The following is an 18,877-nucleotide window of genomic DNA, read 5'->3' as shown; positions in this document are numbered from 1 at the left end:
ATAGGCTTCACCTTGTCTTAGTTGGGTCATGTCTATAAGTGTGTTCTCAGCTACAATTTTATTTGTACTGAGGCTTTGGTAGGAATGCCTCGGCCGTTATCAGAAACCGTTGCACTTCCATCCTCATGCAAGAAGATATTGACCTCATTACAATGTTTAGCTTTGTACTCAAAAATTGAATTTTCAACTATGACCACTAGCAACAAATGCGAATCATATTTTTTTCTGCTTTCCCCTAATAAATGCTTGGTTATCTCTGACTTCGGACATGCTCAAGTAGTCGCTGGTCTCCAGCAATTCCGAGCTTGCAGCGAGAAGCAGTAAAATGAATATCATATCCAGACCTCTTATAGAGCCCAGAGTATGAGATCCGCGCGACAACGCCGCTTTCAATATTGGTTTGTAAGTCATGGTGAGGTTTCCGTACCAACGATTGAACCGTTTCTTGAAGTTATTTGACCTATCTTTTAAGAAATTTCAATTTTAATTTCAACCGAAATACTATCATTCACCGCTTTCATTATTTTATGTTATTACGTAATTACGTTTTATTTTATCATGAGTATGTCCAGTTGTATATAATTTCCTTCCCTTACCCTTCAAGAAAAAAAAGATTGGCCAAAGTGAATTGGTCAAATCTTTTGTGTAAGTTAAACTATTCTGCTCGTTATCTTAATGAAGTATCGTCAGTCTATCGCTTTATTTTTTAGTCTAGAACTTTATTTTCTTCTGACATCTGGAAGAATGGTCGCCCATCTGATAACTTCAATTTCGTATTTGAAAAATGGACAACAAACATAAAGAACTCCCGCGGTATAGTATTTCACGGGAGTTCGTCTTCAATCTGAGCCCGGCCTTAGGCCTAGTTGTGTGAAATTGTTTTATTTTTGCGTCCACTTTTTAGGCAAATATTTATTGATCGTATGAATTCCCTCATCGTTGATTGCATAGTACATACATAATTCCCCGTTAGCATCCAGCTCGTAATGAACCTCGTCAATTAGTCCGTTAGCCTGCAACGACAGCATATGATCCAGAAAGTTTGCTCTTGTAAATTGACGTTCTCCACCATATTCGCTTTTCAATGCGTCCATTGCATCATCAATATTTGCTTGCTGCACAGTAGACATGAAAAGCAGCACCCGGGAGCGAATCGGCAACAATGGCATTTGCTTACGCCTCCTTCTTCTTGAACAGATCCATTGGATTCATCGAAACTAAAAGTGCTCCAAGTGTAATAATAACTGCGCCGGCAATTATTGTTGGAGTCAATGAACTACCGAGGAAGATAGCAGCAAAGACAACCCCCCACAGTACATAGGTAATATTGAGCGACATTCCGACTGCAACACCAACCATACTATTGGCCATATACCATGTCAGGAAAGAGATTGCCGTAAACAGGGCTGCGGCCGCAATAATGAGCATAGGCGACACGGAGCCAAGTACGGAAGTAAAGAGATCTGTCGCGCTGAAGATCGGTATCAGCACAGCAATATATACGAGTCCGGAAACGCCCTCGCGAATGGTAATGGCGATATTGGAATCAAGCATAGACATCCCGAAAGTAGCAAACACGCCTTCCAATCCCCAGCCAAGTGCGGCCACCAGAGCAAAAATAATGCCTAGTGTGAAATTATCCACGCCACCTTCAGGCTTGACATAAGAAATGAGTGCAGCTCCAATAACACAGATGAACATGCCGACGGCCACCCGTTTATCAATCTTCTGCTTAAGGAACATTCGCGCGAAAATAGCACCAAACATTGGACAAAGCGCCGAAATAGGAATAGCCGCCGCTCCAGCCATATCAATTCCAACCAGATAGGCTCCGTTAGCAATTGGGCCGCCAAACACCGCGGCAATTGCGACCATCAACCCCGGTATGGTTACCAGACTGCGGCCGATTTCTTTGATCATCCCATTCTTGAAGTTCCAAATCAGAAGCCAGATCGCGGCCAATGCATCATTGATCGCTGATGCCACTATAGGAGCGGCAAACGCTCCTACAACTCCCAGAAAAGGCTCCTTCATCATGGCCAGGGCAACGACGGTACTGTAAAGGCCGAATGTTAACCCGGAAATCAGTCCGTAAGCGATTCCATTTCTTCGGAAACGACTGTTCATCTTTTGTTTCAGCATGCCGGCCGAAGCCACTGCTTCCTTCATCATCCATACACCTCTGTTAAGTAGATTTGTCTTCGTAGATGTATCTTCATTGTATAGTAATGCGGCCATTGCACCTGTCACTAACCGTACCTCTTGTTTGGACTTCCTGAATCACTTTTTTCTTCAATCTGGTACTTTTCGTACTTTTAGGACGACATCGTAAAATAAAAAAACTCCGGCCCGATATTTAGTCGGGCCGGAGTTTCCTTGATTCTATCCTATACAGCGTTTTTACACTCGCGCTAGAGCACTTTTTTTGTATTCCTTCGGTGTCATTTTCATTTGCTTGTAGAAAACCCGGTTGAAATAAGACGGATCGGTAAAGCCGCATTCTGTGGAGATGCGATAGGCGGGATACCCGGTAGTCTCAAGCAGCTTGCAGGCATGTGCAATCTTGAGCTTGTTCACATAATCCGTATATGTAACGCCGAGCTCTCTTTTGAATATGCGGCTAAAATATTGAGCATTCATGTACACATGACTCGCCACCATTTGCAGGGTCAGCTTATCTTTGTAATTCTGCTGAATATAATCGACGGCTTCTTGAATAAAGCGCTGACATTCTTGAGTGGAATCTATCTGGTGAGTTTCTGTTACACCATCTTCTTCTGATTGAGCGGCCCTCTCCAGCCCCTTACGAATCAATTGCCGCAATTTGTCCGGCTTGACAGGCTTAAGCAGATATTCGTGTACCTGCAGACTGATTGCCGCCTGTGCATAGGAGAAATCCGAGCTGGCCGACAAAATCGTCACGGAGGCATTGGGGAGAAAGCGGCGAATTTCCTGCAATGAGGATATTCCGTCCATTTCAGGCAGCATGATATCCATAAAAATAATATCCGGCCGATATTGTTTGGCGAGCTTAATCGCTTGCATACCCGTATCGCAAATAAGCAGCTTATCTTCAGCACCCAGAATTTCCTGCGCGATGGATTGAAGAAACTCCAGTTCTATCGGTTCATCTTCAACAAACATAACTACGCTCATTGCATCACCTCGCAATTGGTTGGGTGGGGATGCGGATGTTAACCGTGCTCCCGCTATAATCCGATTTCACAATCGATAACCCATACTCTTCTCCGAAATAACGCTTCAAACGGCTGTCGGTACTCCGGAAGCCAACACCGATTTTGCTGTCCGGCTGATGAATGAGCTTGAGTACCTCCGGTGAGAACCCGTTACCGTTGTCTATTACAGAAATGGTGATATCATTTCTGTACTTTTCGGCAATCAGACGAATGGTTCCCCCGTCACGCTTAGGGGTAATCCCATGTATGACTGCGTTTTCCACAATAGGCTGAATCACCAAATTCGGAATACGATAAGCCTTTAATTCATTCGGAACAATGATTTCATACTGCAGGCGATTTTTGAAGCGCGCCTTTTGTATATACAAATACTTCTCAATATTATCCAATTCGGATGCGATGGTATGAAGCTGATCATCCTGCTTCACATTGTATCGCAGCAAGTCGGACAGGCAATAGATCAATTCCTCCGTCGTATGGGAGTGTTCGAAATAGGCGATGCGGGCAATGGAATTTAAAGTATTGAACAGAAAATGTGGATTGATGACAAGAGACATGTTTTTTGCTTCTAAGTCAATCACTTTCTTCTCCAGTATTTCCTTTTCCGCAGACAGTCGATTGATAATCCCTGTGTTGTCCTGCGCGCTTTCGGCGATGTCGAGCGCAATATTCCTTGCAATATGATGGCACAGCTGCTCGTGAATATCTGCTTTATCCTTGTCAATGGTTGGAAAAGCTGATATCGCCTTCGCGACAACTTCCAAATCCAGCCCCTTCATTTCAGCCAATTCCGCCGTGTTAATCAGATACTTCTGATATTCCCTCTCCTGGGAATACGCTTGCATCCCCGATATGAAGCCAACAACTTCATCTTTGACCATAATAGGCAGCAAAATGTTCTCCAGGCCGTAACAGCAAACAAATCGCCCCTGCTCGCCGGTATTAAAGCGCTTCAAATAATCTGCACAAGGTCGCGTAGGATTCTCCCAACAAAAATGCCTGCAGAAATCAGGTGACGGATTGAACTCTAGCAAAACGTCTCCATTGTGATCGTGCAGCAGCAGCGAGAACTTGGAAAGAGACAGGATGCCGCTGTATCGTGCGTATACTTTGGTTGCGATCGGACTATCGGTTTTCAGCATAATCTCGTTGCACCCTTTCACCGATAATGAACGGGAAAATAGACGTTACATGCTAAATTTTTCACAATATAATATCTCTATTATAACAATTTACAAACTGTTTGGAAATAGTACATCCCCCTTCCACAAAGCTCTATTTATAGAAATACACCACTTCGACAAGCTTTCGACAAGCGGATTGTTACAGACAAATATAAAAAGACCAAAACCCGTTTTACCGAGTTTTGGCCCTTTGCAGAACATCGATATAAATTATTGCTTAGCAGCGGGAAGAATAATTTCCACTTCACTGTGAGGACGAGGAATCACATGTACGGATATCAGTTCCCCTACACGCTGTGCGGCTGCGGCACCAGCGTCCGTTGCCGCTTTTACTGCTCCTACATCGCCTCGTACCATTACGGTGACAAGCCCGCCGCCTACCATCTCTTTGCCAATCAGGGTGACGTTGGCTGCTTTGACCATAGCGTCCGCTGCTTCGATAGAACCTACCAAACCTTTTGTTTCAATTAACCCCAATGCTTCCGATTTCATGATACATTCCTCCTACGAGTTTTGTGAGAATAAAGCGCTAGCTCACCGAACAAAACTTACTTCGGAAGCATAGGCTTATATATGATTTATTGAATTATGCCTTAGTAGACGGAAGGATGTTCTCCACTTCACTGTGGGGACGAGGAATTACATGCACTGACACGAGTTCCCCTACATTCTTCGCAGCGGCGGCTCCAGCATCCGTTGCTGCCTTCACAGCGCCTACATCGCCCCGGACCATTACGGTAACAAGACCTCCACCTGCCATTTCTTTGCCAATCAAGGTGACATTGGCCGCTTTGACCATAGCGTCCGCTGCTTCGATAGAACCTACCAAACCTTTTGTTTCAACCAAACCAAGAGCTTCCGATCTCATGTTCATTTCCTCCTAGCGATTTTTTATGATTTTAACCACAGACGCCGATGTCAGATCCATCGCGTTGGCCTCTTCAACGTCAATATGACAGTCGAGAGCAGCGTCACTGCTAACTCGGATTGCGACCTGATTGTATTCTCCGCCCCGGAGACCATCAAATTGAATGCTGACCATTTCTCCGTCGGTTACGCCGAAGAAAAGAGCATCATTAGGCGTCATATGAATGTGGCGCTGTGCAACCATCAAGCCGCAAGTAATATATACGCTTCCCTTGGAACCGACCAATGTGACGCCAGGTGTGCCTTCAAGCTCCCCGGATAAGTGCACTGGAGCTTTCACGCCCAGCTTAAAGCAGTCTCCCCGCATAATTTCTACCTGAGTCTGTTTCCGCACTGGACCGAGAACCCGCACTTTTTCAATCGCTCCCTTGGGACCGCAGACCGTAACAGTCTCATTACATGCATACTGTCCAGGTTGGGACAAATCACGCATTTTGGATAGCGTATATCCGGATCCGAAGAGCGTCTCCACATCAGCTTGAGAAAGATGCACATGGCGATTCGAAATCCCTAAAGGGATGGAGCGCGGCTCCTCCCCAGCCTTGCCAGCACCGGATACCACCTCCATTAATAATGAAAGTACTTGATCATAGCTCCCCACTAGCAGTCACCGCTTTTCTGCAAAATAGACATCAGCTCATCGACCAGATTCAACAGCATTGCATCCTCCTGTTGCTTCGGCTGTTGCGGAGAGGGAGCAGAATAAGGGCTTTGTGCTGTGCAGTCCTTAATGCCATAAGCTACACGCTTGATATTAATCAAGTGCTGTGGTCCCACATTATCTGAAGTGGCGCTGCCCCCCCAGGTTCCACATCCCAAAGTGAAGGCCGGGGCAAGCCCGGTGCTTGCGCCCACGCCGCCCTGAGTGGAGCCCGTATTCACCAAAATGCGGAATACAGGTTTTTGTGCAAATTCCATGACCATATCGTGATTCTGAGTATGGATGGAGAAGCTATGTCCAATTCCTCCATTACGCAGCAGCCCAACACTTAGATCGCAAGCCTCATGCCAGTCCTGTACGGTGTAAAACGCCAATACGGTAGTAAGCTTTTCATAGGACAGCGGGAATTTCTCTCCCACGCCCTGCTGTTCACCTAACAGCACCTTGACCCCTGCAGGAATTTGAATGCCGGCCGCTTCTGCAATCACTTGAGGTGAACGTCCTACCAGTCTTGAATTCATGGCATGTCCTTTTACAAACAGCTTGGACGCGACCTTGGCAGTTTCCTCCTGATTCATAAAGTAACCGCCCTGACGCTCAAACTCTGCAATCACCTGAGGACGGATACATTCCTCCACGATAACAGCCTGTTCAGATGCGCAGATTGTACCGTAATCGAAGGTTTTGCTAGCAATGATATTAGCTACTGCCTTTGGAATATCAGCAGTTCGTTCAATATAGGCCGGTACATTACCCGGTCCCACCCCCAGTGCCGGCTTACCTGCACTGTAGGCGGATTTCACCATCGCTGAGCCGCCTGTAGCGATAATCATGGCGATTTCATCGCACTTCATCAGTTCCTGCGTCGCCGGCATAGAAGGCTTGGTAACGCAGCCAATGATTCCTGCAGGAGCCCCTGCCTCGACAGCGGCTGCGTGCATGAGTTCTGCAGCCCGCATAATGGATTTCTTTGCCGATGGATGCGGCGAAAAGATGATTCCATTACGAGCCTTTATTGCAATAATCGATTTGAAAATCGTAGTGGATGTCGGATTTGTTGATGGAATAATACCCATGAGCAGTCCGACAGGCTCGGCAATCTCTATTAATTGATTGGTCTTGTCCTCGCGGATAACTCCAATCGTTTTCGTATCCCGAATGGATTCATACAGCTCTGTGGAAGCTAGGCGGTTTTTGAAGATTTTATCCTCAACCTTGCCAAATCCGGTTTCTTCCACTGCCAGCGCAGCCAGTTCGGCGGCGTTAACCTCCGCTGTTCGCACCATGTTTTGTACAATTCTGTCAATCTGTTCAGCATTATACCCCGCTAGGATATCGGTGGCGGCTTTTCCTGCACGGGCCAATTCCCGGGTTTCCTGAATCGATTGCAAATCATAATCAAAGTTTTCCAAGTGAAACATCCCCCTCTCGCTTACTGTTTACTGTTGATAATAATGGCGGAACCGCTTGAGCAGTTTCACCTTGTTTGCCTTGGAAATCGTCGTCATGCTCATCCCATACGCAGGGCCGTACTCTCTGGCCAGTCCGCGCAGCTTCACGGCTGTCATCGTTTCCAGCAGCTCCATTGCTTTGTCAAGCCCTGCTTCCTTTACCTGCACGTCAATCTGGTGTTTGAATGGATTGTCCAGCACTGCCTGCTCTCCATCTACCGGATCTTGATTGTCTGTTTCTGGACTGACGTCTTCAGACGCACGAGCCTGAGCGGGATCGGCTGTTAGTACAGGGAAGTCTTCATCACCACCGGTATTGAATGAGACTTCGGGCGCTGCTTCCAGTGGAACTTTAGGAGCCGTGTCTAGTGGAATATTGGGCGCATCGCCCAGTTGAACATCAGACGCTGTGTAACGTTTCGAGGTCTGCTCTGGCGTTTGCTCAGGCAGCTGCTTTGGAAACTGTTCCGCCGCCTGAGTATGCTGTACTGGCAGCGCCAGCTCGTCCTTCTCCTTGGTGAAATTCGAAACGCTGCGCCGGCCGATAATGCTCGCTATGTCGTTGTGGGGTCTTGGAATAACATGTCGGCTGATAAGCACATCACTGCCCAATTGTTGCGCCGCGGAGGCACCTGCTTCCACGGATGCTTGAACAGCGCCGACATCACCGGTTACCGCGATGGTCACTAGCCCGCCACCCACATTGCACTTTTCTATCAGTTCTACCTGAGCTGATTTGAGCATGATATCCAGACATTCAATCGCCGGAAGAAGTCCCCGCGTTTCAATTAATCCAAGCGCCTGCATGCTATCACCTCCAGTTACTGTAGCTTCCGATCAGGACAGCCCGCCGGATAAATCATATAAAACATCCTCGCGCAGTTCGACGATCCCTTGGTCGCCTTCACCCCTTTGGGGATGAAGAGTACATCCCCTTCATGAGCGGTGAAGGTTCTCTCGTTCAAAGTGACATCGAGCGTGCCTTCCATCACGATATAAGTTTCTTCGTGCGCCGTCTCCTGCGCGAAGCTATCGTGATCAACAGTCATAAACCCTGCGCTCATGGAACAATCCGGCTTCCCGATTACCTCTTGACGGTATACCTTGGCACCAGATGTTCCCGTATCGTAAGCTTCCATTTTTACCGTTCGGCCCCGTACAAGTTTTAAACCCGTCGGATCAGTCTCTGCCTGATAAGGTGGATCAAGAGTCATCCCCAACAGCTTTTCAACCATTCCTTTTTCCGATAACATCTTGAAAAATTTGAAAATGGCATTCATGTCGAGATCATCCTGAGTTTCGCTGCCTGCGGCCTCGGAACTCAAAGTGCCACATGGCTCATCGGTAAACTCCAGCCCCAGCTCCCTTGCCTTATCATGGGCTGCCGGTGTCACAATCGTGTTTCGGTCAATGCAGCACCGCTTCTGTCCGGAAGCCACCCATTCTTCCACATCCGCAACGCAAATCAGTTTTTTCACAGTTCTCGCCCCCTTTCGAATTATAAGTAAGTGTTCAATAAGTCAAACTTTCAGCACCGAAGCTTATGCTTCCGATGTGCGTTTTTTCAAAACGCTTCAGTTGGATGAAGCTAGGGCCTGAGGAGCGGAGCTACACGTTTTCGTAGAAAACGCCTTCGAAAGCATCTGCTGTTTTGGGTACGTGAGCACCTGAAATGTTTCCGCAGGAAACATGCTTCGGAAGCTTCTACCTAGGCCCGGCTGAATTCAAGATTCGATGTCGAATATGCATTCAGTGTTTCTTCGTGATCAAAGGGGGACTTTTTGAACAACCTCTATAAGATTTCTGTTCGATTATTTATTCGAACATGCAGTCCGCGTCGATGATGCCTACGACGACGGAATCTACAGGAACATCGTCTGTATGCAGCATTTTGCGGGCCGAAGAGCCGGTGCAGACAATCACTCGATCGCCTATGCCAGCGCCGATCGTATCGACTACGATCAAGCGGCGCCCGTCGTCGCTTCCTCCTATCACCTCGGCCAGCATCAGTTTCATTCCCACAAGGGAATCTGCTTTACGGGTAGACCAGATATTGTGAATCAATTCAGCGGCAATCATAGCAGTCCGTCCTCTCCGCTTTTCCGCTTCTCTGCTTAATCTCGGCGATGGCGTCCTCCACAGAAACCGTGTCACCAAAAATAGCGAGAAGAATCATGTTCTGCGGGCAGCTGCCGCGAATATCCTCCACTGTCACGCCCACCACTTTTTCAGCTACATCAGCGGCCCATACCATGTCAATCAGCCTTCCCTGCACCAGACCGACCGCGTCGCATTGGGGAACTTCCCGGCTACTGGGCGCTCCTCTGCGACGAAGCAAAATGTCCAGCGTCCCCTTGGATGGAGATTTGATAATCCGAAATTCCACTTACATCGCCTCCCGCGTGCAATTCAGAGCAATGCCCAGTGGCGTGACAAACAGTGGGTTGCTAGGCTTATAGGTAGCAATGCCAGTCCTCTGCTCAATGATCGTCTCCATACCGGTCAAGCAGCAAGTTCCGCCTACCAAGTACAATTCCTTGACTTCATGGCCCACCACATGGCGGTTGATGATAGAGGAAACCTTATCAATAACCGGCCGAAGCAGCGGCAGCAATTCTTGGTGATGGGCAGGGTCGCGCTTAAAGCAGTCCGCTTCAGAAAAACTCATCTGGTATGCCCCGGCAACCACCAAAGAAAAATGGGTGCCTCCCGTTGCTTCGTCTGCGACATAGACAACCTTGCCATCCTTCAGAATCGAAATGCCAGTCGTTCCGCCGCCAATGTCTACAATGGCTCCGTTGGATATTTGCAGCACGGCATTAGCCGCCGTAGGTTCATCCAGCAAAGCCGTAACTTCAAAACCCGCACCTTGGATCACATGCTTGATGGCGCCAGCATCCAGTAAATCGGTACCCGGTGGAATCGCCGAAGCTGCATATTCAAGTTCTGTACCCAATTGCTGCTCCAACTGTGTTTTAAGCTCCCTCACGATCTGAATCGCTCCAAGGTAGTCCACGACCATTCCGTCGCGGACGACATCGGCGTAACGGTAAGCTCCCGCCACCGGCTTCCGAGAGTCATCCAACACCGTAAGCACCACACAGGCCGTTCCCAGATCCACACCGGTATAGTAGAACGAAGACCGTCCTGGAATCGGCTTCTGGATGACCGTTTCAAATTGCTTTACGAGTTGATCGCAGTATGCAAAGGGTTTTGTCTCTGGCATGTTCCACCTCCTGTAGTTCTGCAAATAAGCGAGCTCAATTCATTAATCATAAAGTTGATTCCAGCAACAATAGGTTCCTCCGGCTTTTCTTGAGGACTGCCTGCTGCGGCTTCCAACATCCCAAACCCAAGCTCCCGCAAAGCGCATCGCAGACGGTGGAGCAACGCAATTTCTCTGCCTTTCTCCAATTGAATGTGAAACTCGGTTACCTCAAAGCAATCTCCTGCATCATCAAAAAGACCATCGGCTGTAATACCGGTACAACCCTGGAAAGATAAGTCGGCAGTGGATGTGCCGCCTCCTTCCCTTTTATGAAGGGCCGAAAACTGCCTTGACAGCTCTAGCACCTTCTGGGCCAGAAGCACATCCCGCTCCAGCAGCTCCTGCCCGGTTAACAAGAACAGGGCTGAGACGGATTGCATCTGACAGCGCAGCTTTCCACGCCGCCAATCCGGCTTTTTCGCCTGTCGCTCTGGATTCGGTAGTGGCTCTTGCTTTTGTTCTTGATTTTGCTCTTGCGTACCATAGGAAAGTGTGATCTGGCGATCCGTCAAAAACTGGCGCGCTTCCGGCGTCAATCGGCTTCCATGCTCCACCATATATGAAGTAAAAGGCTCTAACCTGTACATATTGCGCAATTCCATTTCGGTAATAAATTTCATGGTATCAACTCCACTCTTATTACCCGAACAAATAACGTTTCAATTCCCCGATAACCAGCAATATACGTTTTTTCATGTCCGTGTAACTTCCGCCGTCGTAAAACCAAGACAATCGCCCAACGTCTCAATGATGGCCCGCAGCGCCGTTTCCACACTGGCTATATCTCCGGTGAGAAGCACCGAACCAGCAAAGCGATCCAGAAAGCCGATTTTCACATCTGCCACCTTGGTCGCGATATCGGCGGCTATAATGGAGGTTTCGCTGGGCGACAGTGTTAATATGCCAATAGCCCCCGCTTCATCGATGCCCAGTCTTTCATACATGTCAGGCACAGGTGAAGCAATCATATGGGCCAGCGTCACTTGTTTGCCCGGCACCGACTCCTGAATGATCCGCCCGAGATCCGGCCCAGCAGGCTGCTGCATCAAAGACCTCGCCTCCTCCTAAAAGTATTGCGAGCTTGTAAAACGGTAGCTTTATCGAATAAAACTGGGTTTGAAAGCATGCACTTAATGTTTGATAACCCGTACCGGGAAATCGTATTGGCTGATTTGTCGCTCAATACGCTCCAGATCGGCTTCATTAAGGCTTAAATCACGTTCAACGGCGTAAACCATATCCAATTGCCTGTATTTGTTAATGCCCAGCTTGTGATAAGGGAGCAAATCGATGCCTTTAAAATTCCGGCATTCCTTATAGGGAAGCAGAAACTCTACCGTTTTGCGGATGGTCTCCTCATCATCATTGAGCCCCTTCATTAGCGGCATCCGCACCTCCACGTTATGTTTGCGGGTGATCAGTTCCCGCAAATTTTCGAGAATGCGCTCGTTGCGTACACCCGTCAGTTGATAATGGCGATCCGAATCCATATGTTTCAGATCGTATAAGATCAGATCGGTAAATTCGGCCGTGGCCAAAATCGCTTCCGGTTTGGTATGCCCAGAGGTTTCAATGGCCGTATGGATTCCGGAGCGCTTGCATTCTTTGAGCAAATTGACCGCAAACTCGGACTGCGCACATACTTCGCCGCCGCCCAACGTGACACCGCCGCCGGACGTCGTGTAGAACAGCATATCCTGCTCTACAATTTCCACAATTTCCGATACCGTCATATTCATCCCGACGATTGAGAGCGCCCGTGCGGGACAAACCTTCTCACATTCCCGGCAGCCCATGCACTCGATCTTCCGGTCCACCACATGCTGCGGCTTGGACGGCTCCTGTGAGCCGGAAGTGTCCACACGGTGGATTCCCCGGGGACACGCCGCAACACATGCGCCGCAATCGTTGCACAAATCCCGCTGGTACATCACCTGATATTTCTTTTCCAAACCCTCCGGGTTCGCACACCACTGACAGCGCAGGGGACATCCCTTGAAGAAAACAAGCGTCCGGATACCGGGGCCGTCGTATATGGAATATTTTTGAATATTGAAAATACGTGCCTGCCTTTCCGGCATACCTGAATCCATAGCTGTGGCTCCTTCCTTTCCGCATATCTAAATGCCAGAATGTCCCTTCCCTGACGTACAGCGCCAGAGAAGAGGCACGGGGCTATTTTAGAAATGCTCAATCATCGTTCTGCTGATGATCTCATCCTGCACTTCTTTACACAATTCCACAAAGTACGCGCTATAGCCAGCGACCCGAATAATCAAATCACGGTATTGATCAGGATTTTGCTGCGCTTTAATCAGCGTTTCATTATCCACATAACTGAACTGCATTTGACCGTTTCCGAGAATGGAGGCCGTCCGCAACAGATTAATCAGTCCGTTCTCTCCTTCAGGTGTTTCCAGCAAACCGCGCAATAGCTTGAAGTTATGCACCATACCAATATTCATGGCCTCAACATCTATTTTGCTAATTGATTTGATAATAGCCGTCGGACCCTTCTTGTCATGCCCCTGAGTCGGGCTGATACCGTCGGACAGCGGCAGCCAAGCCTTGCGCCCATTGGCGGTAGCACCTGTCATCTCGCCGAACGGCGTATTGTTCGAAATCGAAAGCGTACCATGGCTGAAGGTAGAGTACAGCGTTTTAAAGTTGCGGTGATAGTTCTCCGTCCACCCCGTGATATCGGCGGCAATGCGATCGGCATAATCGTCGTCGTTGCCGAATTTTGGCGCATCCAGACAATACCTGTGGATCTGCTCATAACCTTCGAAATCGGCCAGCAACGCATCACGGATTTGCTCGAGCGAATATTTTTTGTCATCGTAAACCAGCTTCTTGATAGCAGCCATCGAATCGGCGTAAGTTGCCAGACCGGACCAGATCAAGCCAGGTCCCCAGTTATACATGGCGCCGCCAGCGGAAACGTCTCGGCCGCTCTCCATTGTGCCTTCATACATGATCGACATAAGCGGCTTCGGCGCATAATCGCGGTGTACGCGCTGGCTGATTACGGTACCGACTGCGGAAAGCTCGGTGATGTATTCTACCTGCTTCTTCACCGCTGCTTCAAATGCTTCATAGGTCTTGAAGTTGCTCAAATCGCCCATGTCCAATCCCGGATTGCTTCCGTGCCAGAGCATTTTGCCACGATTAAGGACGAACTCAATGGCAATCGGCCACTGGGTGTATCCAGTGGAGGTCCACTGATACAAGCGTCCGGATTTTTGCGGCTCCACACAGCCCATCAGACAGTAATCGCGGGCATCTTCGATACTGCAGCCCTTCATCAGCATCATCTTGATGTGGGAATCATCGAAATGGCAGGCCGGGAAGCCCAATCCCGCACGGACGACATCCACAATCTTCTTCAAATATTTCTGAGGAGAACTATTGTGGATACGGCAAGCGAGCGAAGGCTGATAAACGCCGACATGACGTACTGCATCCATGAGCAGATAAGTCAAGTCGTTGGTGGCGTCGCCGCCCTCTCGTTTTTGCCCGCCGACACACATATTGACGAACGGCTGGTAGCCGGCAAAAAACTTGGAGCCACCCGCGCTGGAAACCCACATCATTTCCGAGCATTTGATTAAGAAACAGCCTGCAATCTCGAAAGCTTCAAACTCTGTCAGACGGCCAGCTTTTCTGTCCGCCTCATAGAAAGGATACATATATTGATCCACACGACCGACAGACATGCCTGTCTGATTTTCTTCCACCACAAGCAGAGATTCTACGGTCCAGACCGATTGCACTGCCTCATGGAATGTAGTCGGCGCATGAGCCGGCACGCGAGCGTTGATCTCGCCGATTTTTTGCAGCTCAGCCTTGCGCTTCGGATCTGTTTCTTTAGCAGCCAACTGGTATGCGTAGTCAGACATCCGTTTGGCATACGCCATTACGCCTTCGGTCGTATCTAACACGGATTTATAGTAATAGATTTTGTCGATGTCTTCCGGGTTTTGCATGGACAGCTTCGCAAGATGCTCCTTGGCTTCCCGCTGGATATCCAGCATCCCTTTCTTCATTAGAATGACATCGTAGCCGGGGTTGGAGTCTCCGCCGCCGTTAATCTGATGATAGGAAAGATCGCTGACGAATGCTTCGCCGGAAAACTCCCAAAGACCAGCATCGCGGTATTGCTGCTCACATATTTCATCCACCGATTTGCCTTCCCAGAACGGGAAGAGCTCCTCGCGCATGATTCGCTTGTCTTCCTCAGAGATATAGAATGGATCCTGAGGACGGTTGTGAATGGTGTCGAGCTCATCCCGGGTCCAGCGCCAAGCAATGTCAGGCGAGAAGGCGCCCGCGCGCGGCGCGCCGCAAGGATGACCAACGATCAACTCGTTGTCCTGGATGAGCAGCGGAGCCTCTTCACATGCTTTGCGGAAAGCCTTGGCACGCAGCATGATCGATGGCAGACCTGGATTTTCCTTGTATACCTGAGTAAAGGCTCTGGCACGGAAGGTTGTAATGCTTGGCGTAGCGGTCAAATAATGTTCTTTCAAAGCCCGCAAACGCTCGGTCATTCCTTCCGGGTATGCGCATTCTTCCTTATGAAGCTTACCGAGGCTGTTTTCGACCTGCGACTGAGCTCCCTTATCTGATAGCCCCTTAGAAATTCCTTGGAACAGCTTCATGATCGCTGCTCGTTCTTGAGGAGCCATGGCTTTCGTAGCTTCGGCGAATTTGCTTGAAAACTCATGAATATCCAACATATTTCCCTCGCAATCTTGTAAGTTTTATATTATTTAAAAGCTTTTACGGAAAATGTACTCCAACTCTTCCTCCGTTGGCTGACGAGGATTGGTTGGCGTACAGCGGTCAGCCATTGCGGTCCGCGCCATGCGGGACAGCGCCTCATCAAAAGCATCCTGGTCAACGCCAAGCTCACGAATTCCGTTTTCGATACCGATAGATCGTTTCAGCTTTCCAATCGCCTGGATCAGACTTACGGTTCCTTCACGGGCGGTTCGGGCCGGCAAGTGCAGCAGTGAAGCAAGCCTAGCATAGCGTTCACAAACCCTATCTATCGTTTTTCCGCCCAAGTTGGCGTTATACTCCATTACCGCCTCTAATAGCAGGGAGTTCACCCGCCCGTGAGCAATGTGAAACGTTCCGCCAAAGGCGTGGGACATACTGTGAATGATACCTAGACCAGCGTTAGTAAACGCCATTCCCACCATACAGGACGCATTCTGCACCCGATCCCGCGCCTCTGCATCTGCCGGATCATGGTAAAGCGTTTCCAGATGAGCAAATACCAATTGGACGGCTTTTTCAGCTAAGGCATCGGTAAAGTCGGTCGCTTTGGTGGAGACATAAGCCTCCAGCGCATGGGTAAGAACGTCCATTCCGGTGTCCACCACGATTTTGTTTGGCAATTGCTTGGTAAGGGTGGAATCGAGAATCGCGATGTCCGGTGCGATAAAATTGTCCACGATAACCATTTTGTCTCCGCCCGCCGTAATCACCGAAAAGTCTGTCACTTCTGATCCGGTGCCGCTGGTGGAAGGAATGGCGACAAACGATGGTTTGACAAAAGGCTCGTCTTTCTCTAACGCATATTGCCGGGCGAAGTACAGAACACCCTTCGCTGTATCAATGACAGAGCCGCCGCCCAGCGCCAGCAACACATTAGCGCCACTTTCCCAATACACTTGAAGCGCTTCGGCTACAATACTCACACTTGGATCGGGCTTCACACCGGTATACACTGCCGAGGAAATTCCACCGCTTTGCAGCAGTTCAACCACCTGACCGAGATATCCCAGCTTCTCCATCATCTGATCGGATACGATGAAGGCTTTCTTGCCTTGAATTTCCGCCAGATTCTGCAGTGACTGTTCGCCTGAATATACCTTCGATTTCATAACAAAGATTTCGTTTATCACGGCCACCTCCCTTGAATTTCTGTCGATAATCTGTCCCTAAGCAGGAAGGGCATAGCGGACAATGATCTTTTCAATGTCTGGGTGTGGATTAGGAATAACGTTTGAGCTGTACACCTCAGTCCCCATCGCCTGTACTGCGGCGACGCCAGCATCTACTGCAGCCCTTACAGCCCCTACATCTCCGCGAACAAGGACAGATATGTAACCGGACGCCACGTTTTCATAACCGATCAAATCTACATTGGCCGCTTTACACATAGCATCCGCCGCTTCCATGACGAATACAATTCCAAAGGTTTCAATGAAACCCAGTGCATCATGCTTGCTCATGAACCTCTCTCCCTCCCCGGCAATTATGCGTTTATAGAATGCGCTTTCACAATTCCTGCAATAGAACTGAGCGGACGCGGCATCACATTATGGGCAGTGACTTTGCCAATCTTTCCTGCCGCTTCAGCGCCTGCCTCTACTGCCGAACGAACCGCTGCAACATCACCTTTTACCATTATCGTTACGAGTGTGGAACCAACATTCTCATAGGATACTAGAACAACATCTGCTGCTTTAAGCATAGCGTCCGCTGCTTGGATGGCAGGAACCATGCCCAATGTTTCCACAAGCCCGAGAGCTTCTTCTCCCCGGTACTCCATTCGAATCTCACCTCACATGGGTCATTTTTATTTGTGAAATCGCTGTAATCGTAGATATTTAACTCTTACTAGCAGGTTAACATGGTTCTCCCCGTGATTATGGAGGATTCGGTAGCTGATTTTAGGATTCTAATGCCCCCTTTACCGACAATCTGGTACAAAAACGTCTTTCTTGCACGACAAGTACCAGAACGTCCTCAAGCGTGTCTATCTCATTGAATTACTTCTCCTATCTTGCTATAATTGTGGAAAAATCTGTGCGGCGAATGTATACATTGTTAAAGCATGTATATGGAATGCCGAGAAAAGGCCATCATGAAACCTCTAAACGACTTTTTATCCAAACAAATGAATATGGAAGACCTAGTGCAGCAAAAACTCCGTCTTTTTTTTGAAGATGAGCGTATTGTTTTTGACAAATCTCGTTTTGCGGGCGGGTTGACCAATTATAACTACATTATGAATATCCACGGAACGGAGTATGTGATTCGCAAGCCCGGTAACCTGACTGATCAAATGATCGATCGCAGGATAGAGCGTGTGAACAACGGCATCGCTTCGGAATTTGGCGTAAATTCAGAATGTATATATTTTGATGAGGAAAGCGGTATTAAGATCAGCAAATATATTCCCAATAGCAAAACGCTTGCCGCGGCAGGACCCTTGGCTTCGCCAAGCTTGCAGGCCGTTCCCTCTTTACTGAAGAAAATTCACGGTAGTCCCAAGCACTTCCCGAACAAGTTTGATTGGCTCAGTGAACTTGCCAAATATGAAACCATTGTCACGCAGATCAACGGTGAATTGTTTTTTGATTACGCAACCTTAAAAGAGCAATTGCTTCGTTTCATGCAGAACCATCTCAAAAATGTCCTTTCCGTCCCTTGCCATAATGATACGGTTCCGGAGAATTTTCTCGTAGATGGGGACGGCAGTGTCTATTTGATAGATTGGGAATATTCCGGAATGAATGATCCAGCCTTTGATATTGCTGCATATATCATCGAATCGCGTTTGACAGAAGAGGCGATTGAGCAACTGTTTGAAGCCTATTACGGCAATACGTTTACAGAGGATGATCTGATGAAGGTCAAATGCTATATGATGGCCCAAGATTTGTTATGGACGGTATGGGCCCTGCTGCGCCATTATACAGGGGATGATTACCTGGATTACTGCTCACTGCGCTATAACCGCCTGCGTCGGAATATTCAAATATTAAGCACACAACCGGATTATCCTATTGCCGACATGGTGATGCGCTAGCACTAACGGTCGCTTGCGCTGTAATGAAAAACCTTTGGAGATTAATCCAGTCTCTTTAAAAACGTTTGACTGGTCAGATACTATAAAAAAAACCTGTACTTTCTTATCTAAAAAGATAAAAAAGTACAGGTTTTTGTAATTTAGTAGGATGGAATGGAGACCATCTGAAGGGTTTGGTCTGAGCGCAGCCTACATAGATTCTGAAGGAACATAAGGATATGCAAGCCATTGGTTTGGCTGAGGACGGTCAGAAGGACATTACATTGTGTAAGAAACTTAGCCTGCAAGTCGTGCTGTTGGAGCCGGATATGCGCGACAAAAAAGAAAAGCCCGATGAATGAACCATTCATCGGGCTACATC

23 protein-coding genes are annotated in these 18,877 nt (G+C 48.3%); 2 read left to right on the top strand and 21 right to left on the bottom strand.

All coding sequences use genetic code 11. The features are described from left to right. Positions 1-213: 213 nt before the first annotated feature. The 21 genes from BLS15_RS29775 to BLS15_RS07155 form a co-directional block, all read right to left on the bottom strand. The gene (locus BLS15_RS29775) at positions 214-336 is read right to left on the bottom strand and encodes a hypothetical protein (protein ID WP_268632104.1); all 123 of its coding nucleotides are present in this window, start codon (positions 334-336) and stop codon (positions 214-216) included. Between the two features lie 545 nt (positions 337-881). Then, a complete protein-coding gene (locus BLS15_RS07250; RefSeq protein ID WP_028532960.1) occupies positions 882-1,169 on the bottom strand; it encodes a hypothetical protein in 288 nt (95 codons plus the stop codon). 4 nt (positions 1,170-1,173) lie between these two features. Then, positions 1,174-2,250: a DMT family transporter gene (locus BLS15_RS07245; protein WP_254777302.1), complete on the bottom strand. Its 1,077-nt coding sequence runs from the start codon at positions 2,248-2,250 to the stop codon at positions 1,174-1,176. Between the two features lie 150 nt (positions 2,251-2,400). Further along, positions 2,401-3,156, bottom strand: coding sequence for a response regulator transcription factor (locus tag BLS15_RS07240; RefSeq protein WP_090510681.1), 756 nt, complete (start codon positions 3,154-3,156; stop codon positions 2,401-2,403). 4 nt (positions 3,157-3,160) lie between these two features. Beyond that, positions 3,161-4,339, bottom strand: coding sequence for a histidine kinase (locus BLS15_RS07235; protein ID WP_021255536.1), 1,179 nt, complete (start codon positions 4,337-4,339; stop codon positions 3,161-3,163). Between the two features lie 252 nt (positions 4,340-4,591). Further along, positions 4,592-4,876 carry a BMC domain-containing protein gene (locus BLS15_RS07230; RefSeq protein WP_217635861.1) on the bottom strand — a complete coding sequence of 95 codons (285 nt, stop codon included), beginning with the start codon at positions 4,874-4,876 and terminating at the stop codon, positions 4,592-4,594. 91 nt (positions 4,877-4,967) lie between these two features. Beyond that, positions 4,968-5,249 carry a BMC domain-containing protein gene (locus BLS15_RS07225; RefSeq protein ID WP_019419483.1) on the bottom strand — a complete coding sequence of 94 codons (282 nt, stop codon included), beginning with the start codon at positions 5,247-5,249 and terminating at the stop codon, positions 4,968-4,970. A gap of 12 nt (positions 5,250-5,261) precedes the next feature. Further along, positions 5,262-5,909: a phosphate propanoyltransferase gene (locus BLS15_RS07220; RefSeq protein WP_021255534.1), complete on the bottom strand. Its 648-nt coding sequence runs from the start codon at positions 5,907-5,909 to the stop codon at positions 5,262-5,264. Further along, entirely contained in the window at positions 5,909-7,390 is a 1,482-nt protein-coding gene (locus BLS15_RS07215) for an acetaldehyde dehydrogenase (acetylating) (RefSeq protein ID WP_254777301.1), read from the bottom strand. The genes BLS15_RS07220 and BLS15_RS07215 overlap by 1 nt, the downstream gene beginning before the upstream one ends. An 18-nt stretch (positions 7,391-7,408) precedes the next feature. Beyond that, positions 7,409-8,227: a BMC domain-containing protein gene (locus tag BLS15_RS29770; RefSeq protein ID WP_090510667.1), complete on the bottom strand. Its 819-nt coding sequence runs from the start codon at positions 8,225-8,227 to the stop codon at positions 7,409-7,411. A 14-nt stretch (positions 8,228-8,241) separates the two neighbouring features. Continuing rightward, a complete protein-coding gene (locus tag BLS15_RS07205) occupies positions 8,242-8,898 on the bottom strand; it encodes a cupin domain-containing protein (RefSeq protein ID WP_090510665.1) in 657 nt (218 codons plus the stop codon). A gap of 337 nt (positions 8,899-9,235) precedes the next feature. Then, the gene (locus tag BLS15_RS07200; RefSeq protein WP_090510662.1) at positions 9,236-9,499 is read right to left on the bottom strand and encodes a EutN/CcmL family microcompartment protein; all 264 of its coding nucleotides are present in this window, start codon (positions 9,497-9,499) and stop codon (positions 9,236-9,238) included. After that, the gene (locus tag BLS15_RS07195) at positions 9,486-9,806 is read right to left on the bottom strand and encodes a bacterial microcompartment protein (protein WP_028532968.1); all 321 of its coding nucleotides are present in this window, start codon (positions 9,804-9,806) and stop codon (positions 9,486-9,488) included. Before BLS15_RS07195 ends, BLS15_RS07200 begins: the two co-directional genes overlap by 14 nt. Further along, on the bottom strand, positions 9,807-10,646 hold the full coding sequence (gene eutJ / locus BLS15_RS07190) for an ethanolamine utilization protein EutJ (RefSeq protein WP_021255528.1): 840 nt from the start codon (positions 10,644-10,646) through the stop codon (positions 9,807-9,809). Further along, positions 10,604-11,308, bottom strand: coding sequence for an ethanolamine utilization cobalamin adenosyltransferase (locus tag BLS15_RS07185; RefSeq protein WP_028532969.1), 705 nt, complete (start codon positions 11,306-11,308; stop codon positions 10,604-10,606). Before BLS15_RS07185 ends, eutJ begins: the two co-directional genes overlap by 43 nt. A gap of 72 nt (positions 11,309-11,380) precedes the next feature. Then, on the bottom strand, positions 11,381-11,734 hold the full coding sequence (gene eutS / locus BLS15_RS07180; protein ID WP_028532970.1) for an ethanolamine utilization microcompartment protein EutS: 354 nt from the start codon (positions 11,732-11,734) through the stop codon (positions 11,381-11,383). An 84-nt stretch (positions 11,735-11,818) separates the two neighbouring features. Then, complete coding sequence (cutD, locus tag BLS15_RS07175) at positions 11,819-12,781, bottom strand: choline TMA-lyase-activating enzyme (RefSeq protein ID WP_090510659.1); 963 nt, start codon at positions 12,779-12,781, stop codon at positions 11,819-11,821. Between the two features lie 87 nt (positions 12,782-12,868). Continuing rightward, entirely contained in the window at positions 12,869-15,427 is a 2,559-nt protein-coding gene (cutC, locus tag BLS15_RS07170) for a choline trimethylamine-lyase (RefSeq protein WP_254777300.1), read from the bottom strand. Positions 15,428-15,460: 33 nt separating this feature from the next. After that, positions 15,461-16,603 (bottom strand): 1-propanol dehydrogenase PduQ, encoded by a 1,143-nt coding sequence (locus BLS15_RS07165; RefSeq protein ID WP_090510656.1) that lies wholly within the window; start codon positions 16,601-16,603, stop codon positions 15,461-15,463. Positions 16,604-16,639: 36 nt separating this feature from the next. After that, positions 16,640-16,933, bottom strand: coding sequence for a BMC domain-containing protein (locus tag BLS15_RS07160; protein WP_028532974.1), 294 nt, complete (start codon positions 16,931-16,933; stop codon positions 16,640-16,642). Between the two features lie 23 nt (positions 16,934-16,956). Then, positions 16,957-17,253 carry a BMC domain-containing protein gene (locus BLS15_RS07155; RefSeq protein ID WP_028532975.1) on the bottom strand — a complete coding sequence of 99 codons (297 nt, stop codon included), beginning with the start codon at positions 17,251-17,253 and terminating at the stop codon, positions 16,957-16,959. A 315-nt stretch (positions 17,254-17,568) separates the two neighbouring features. Between BLS15_RS07155 and BLS15_RS07150 the strand changes: the two genes are divergently transcribed. Together BLS15_RS07150 and BLS15_RS29765 are read left to right on the top strand one after the other, a co-directional pair. Further along, positions 17,569-18,516, top strand: coding sequence for a choline kinase family protein (locus BLS15_RS07150; RefSeq protein WP_036667395.1), 948 nt, complete (start codon positions 17,569-17,571; stop codon positions 18,514-18,516). Positions 18,517-18,734: 218 nt separating this feature from the next. Continuing rightward, positions 18,735-18,857, top strand: a complete 123-nt coding sequence (locus BLS15_RS29765; protein WP_260612126.1) for a hypothetical protein — start codon at positions 18,735-18,737, stop codon at positions 18,855-18,857. Positions 18,858-18,877 lie beyond the last annotated feature (20 nt).

Origin of the sequence: Paenibacillus sp. cl6col (genome assembly GCF_900102125.1) — a bacterium.
GTDB lineage: Bacteria > Bacillota > Bacilli > Paenibacillales > Paenibacillaceae > Paenibacillus_B > Paenibacillus_B suaedae.
The sequence above is the reverse complement of the archived record's forward strand: the minus strand, read 5'-3'. Positions and strand labels throughout refer to the sequence as shown.

Coding starts and splice junctions, on each gene's coding strand:
- BLS15_RS29775 (WP_268632104.1), bottom strand. CDS start 336: ATGATATTCATTTTACTGCTTCTCGCTGCAAGCTCGGAATTGCTGGAG.
- BLS15_RS07250 (WP_028532960.1), bottom strand. CDS start 1,169: ATGCCATTGTTGCCGATTCGCTCCCGGGTGCTGCTTTTCATGTCTACT.
- BLS15_RS07240 (WP_090510681.1), bottom strand. CDS start 3,156: ATGAGCGTAGTTATGTTTGTTGAAGATGAACCGATAGAACTGGAGTTT.
- BLS15_RS07235 (WP_021255536.1), bottom strand. CDS start 4,339: ATGCTGAAAACCGATAGTCCGATCGCAACCAAAGTATACGCACGATAC.
- BLS15_RS07225 (WP_019419483.1), bottom strand. CDS start 5,249: ATGAGATCGGAAGCTCTTGGTTTGGTTGAAACAAAAGGTTTGGTAGGT.
- BLS15_RS07215 (WP_254777301.1), bottom strand. CDS start 7,390: ATGTTTCACTTGGAAAACTTTGATTATGATTTGCAATCGATTCAGGAA.
- BLS15_RS29770 (WP_090510667.1), bottom strand. CDS start 8,227: ATGCAGGCGCTTGGATTAATTGAAACGCGGGGACTTCTTCCGGCGATT.
- BLS15_RS07200 (WP_090510662.1), bottom strand. CDS start 9,499: ATGATTGCCGCTGAATTGATTCACAATATCTGGTCTACCCGTAAAGCA.
- eutJ (WP_021255528.1), bottom strand. CDS start 10,646: ATGCCAGAGACAAAACCCTTTGCATACTGCGATCAACTCGTAAAGCAA.
- BLS15_RS07185 (WP_028532969.1), bottom strand. CDS start 11,308: ATGAAATTTATTACCGAAATGGAATTGCGCAATATGTACAGGTTAGAG.
- eutS (WP_028532970.1), bottom strand. CDS start 11,734: ATGCAGCAGCCTGCTGGGCCGGATCTCGGGCGGATCATTCAGGAGTCG.
- cutD (WP_090510659.1), bottom strand. CDS start 12,781: ATGGATTCAGGTATGCCGGAAAGGCAGGCACGTATTTTCAATATTCAA.
- cutC (WP_254777300.1), bottom strand. CDS start 15,427: ATGTTGGATATTCATGAGTTTTCAAGCAAATTCGCCGAAGCTACGAAA.
- BLS15_RS07160 (WP_028532974.1), bottom strand. CDS start 16,933: ATGAGCAAGCATGATGCACTGGGTTTCATTGAAACCTTTGGAATTGTA.
- BLS15_RS07155 (WP_028532975.1), bottom strand. CDS start 17,253: ATGGAGTACCGGGGAGAAGAAGCTCTCGGGCTTGTGGAAACATTGGGC.
- BLS15_RS07150 (WP_036667395.1), top strand. CDS start 17,569: ATGAAACCTCTAAACGACTTTTTATCCAAACAAATGAATATGGAAGAC.
- BLS15_RS29765 (WP_260612126.1), top strand. CDS start 18,735: ATGCAAGCCATTGGTTTGGCTGAGGACGGTCAGAAGGACATTACATTG.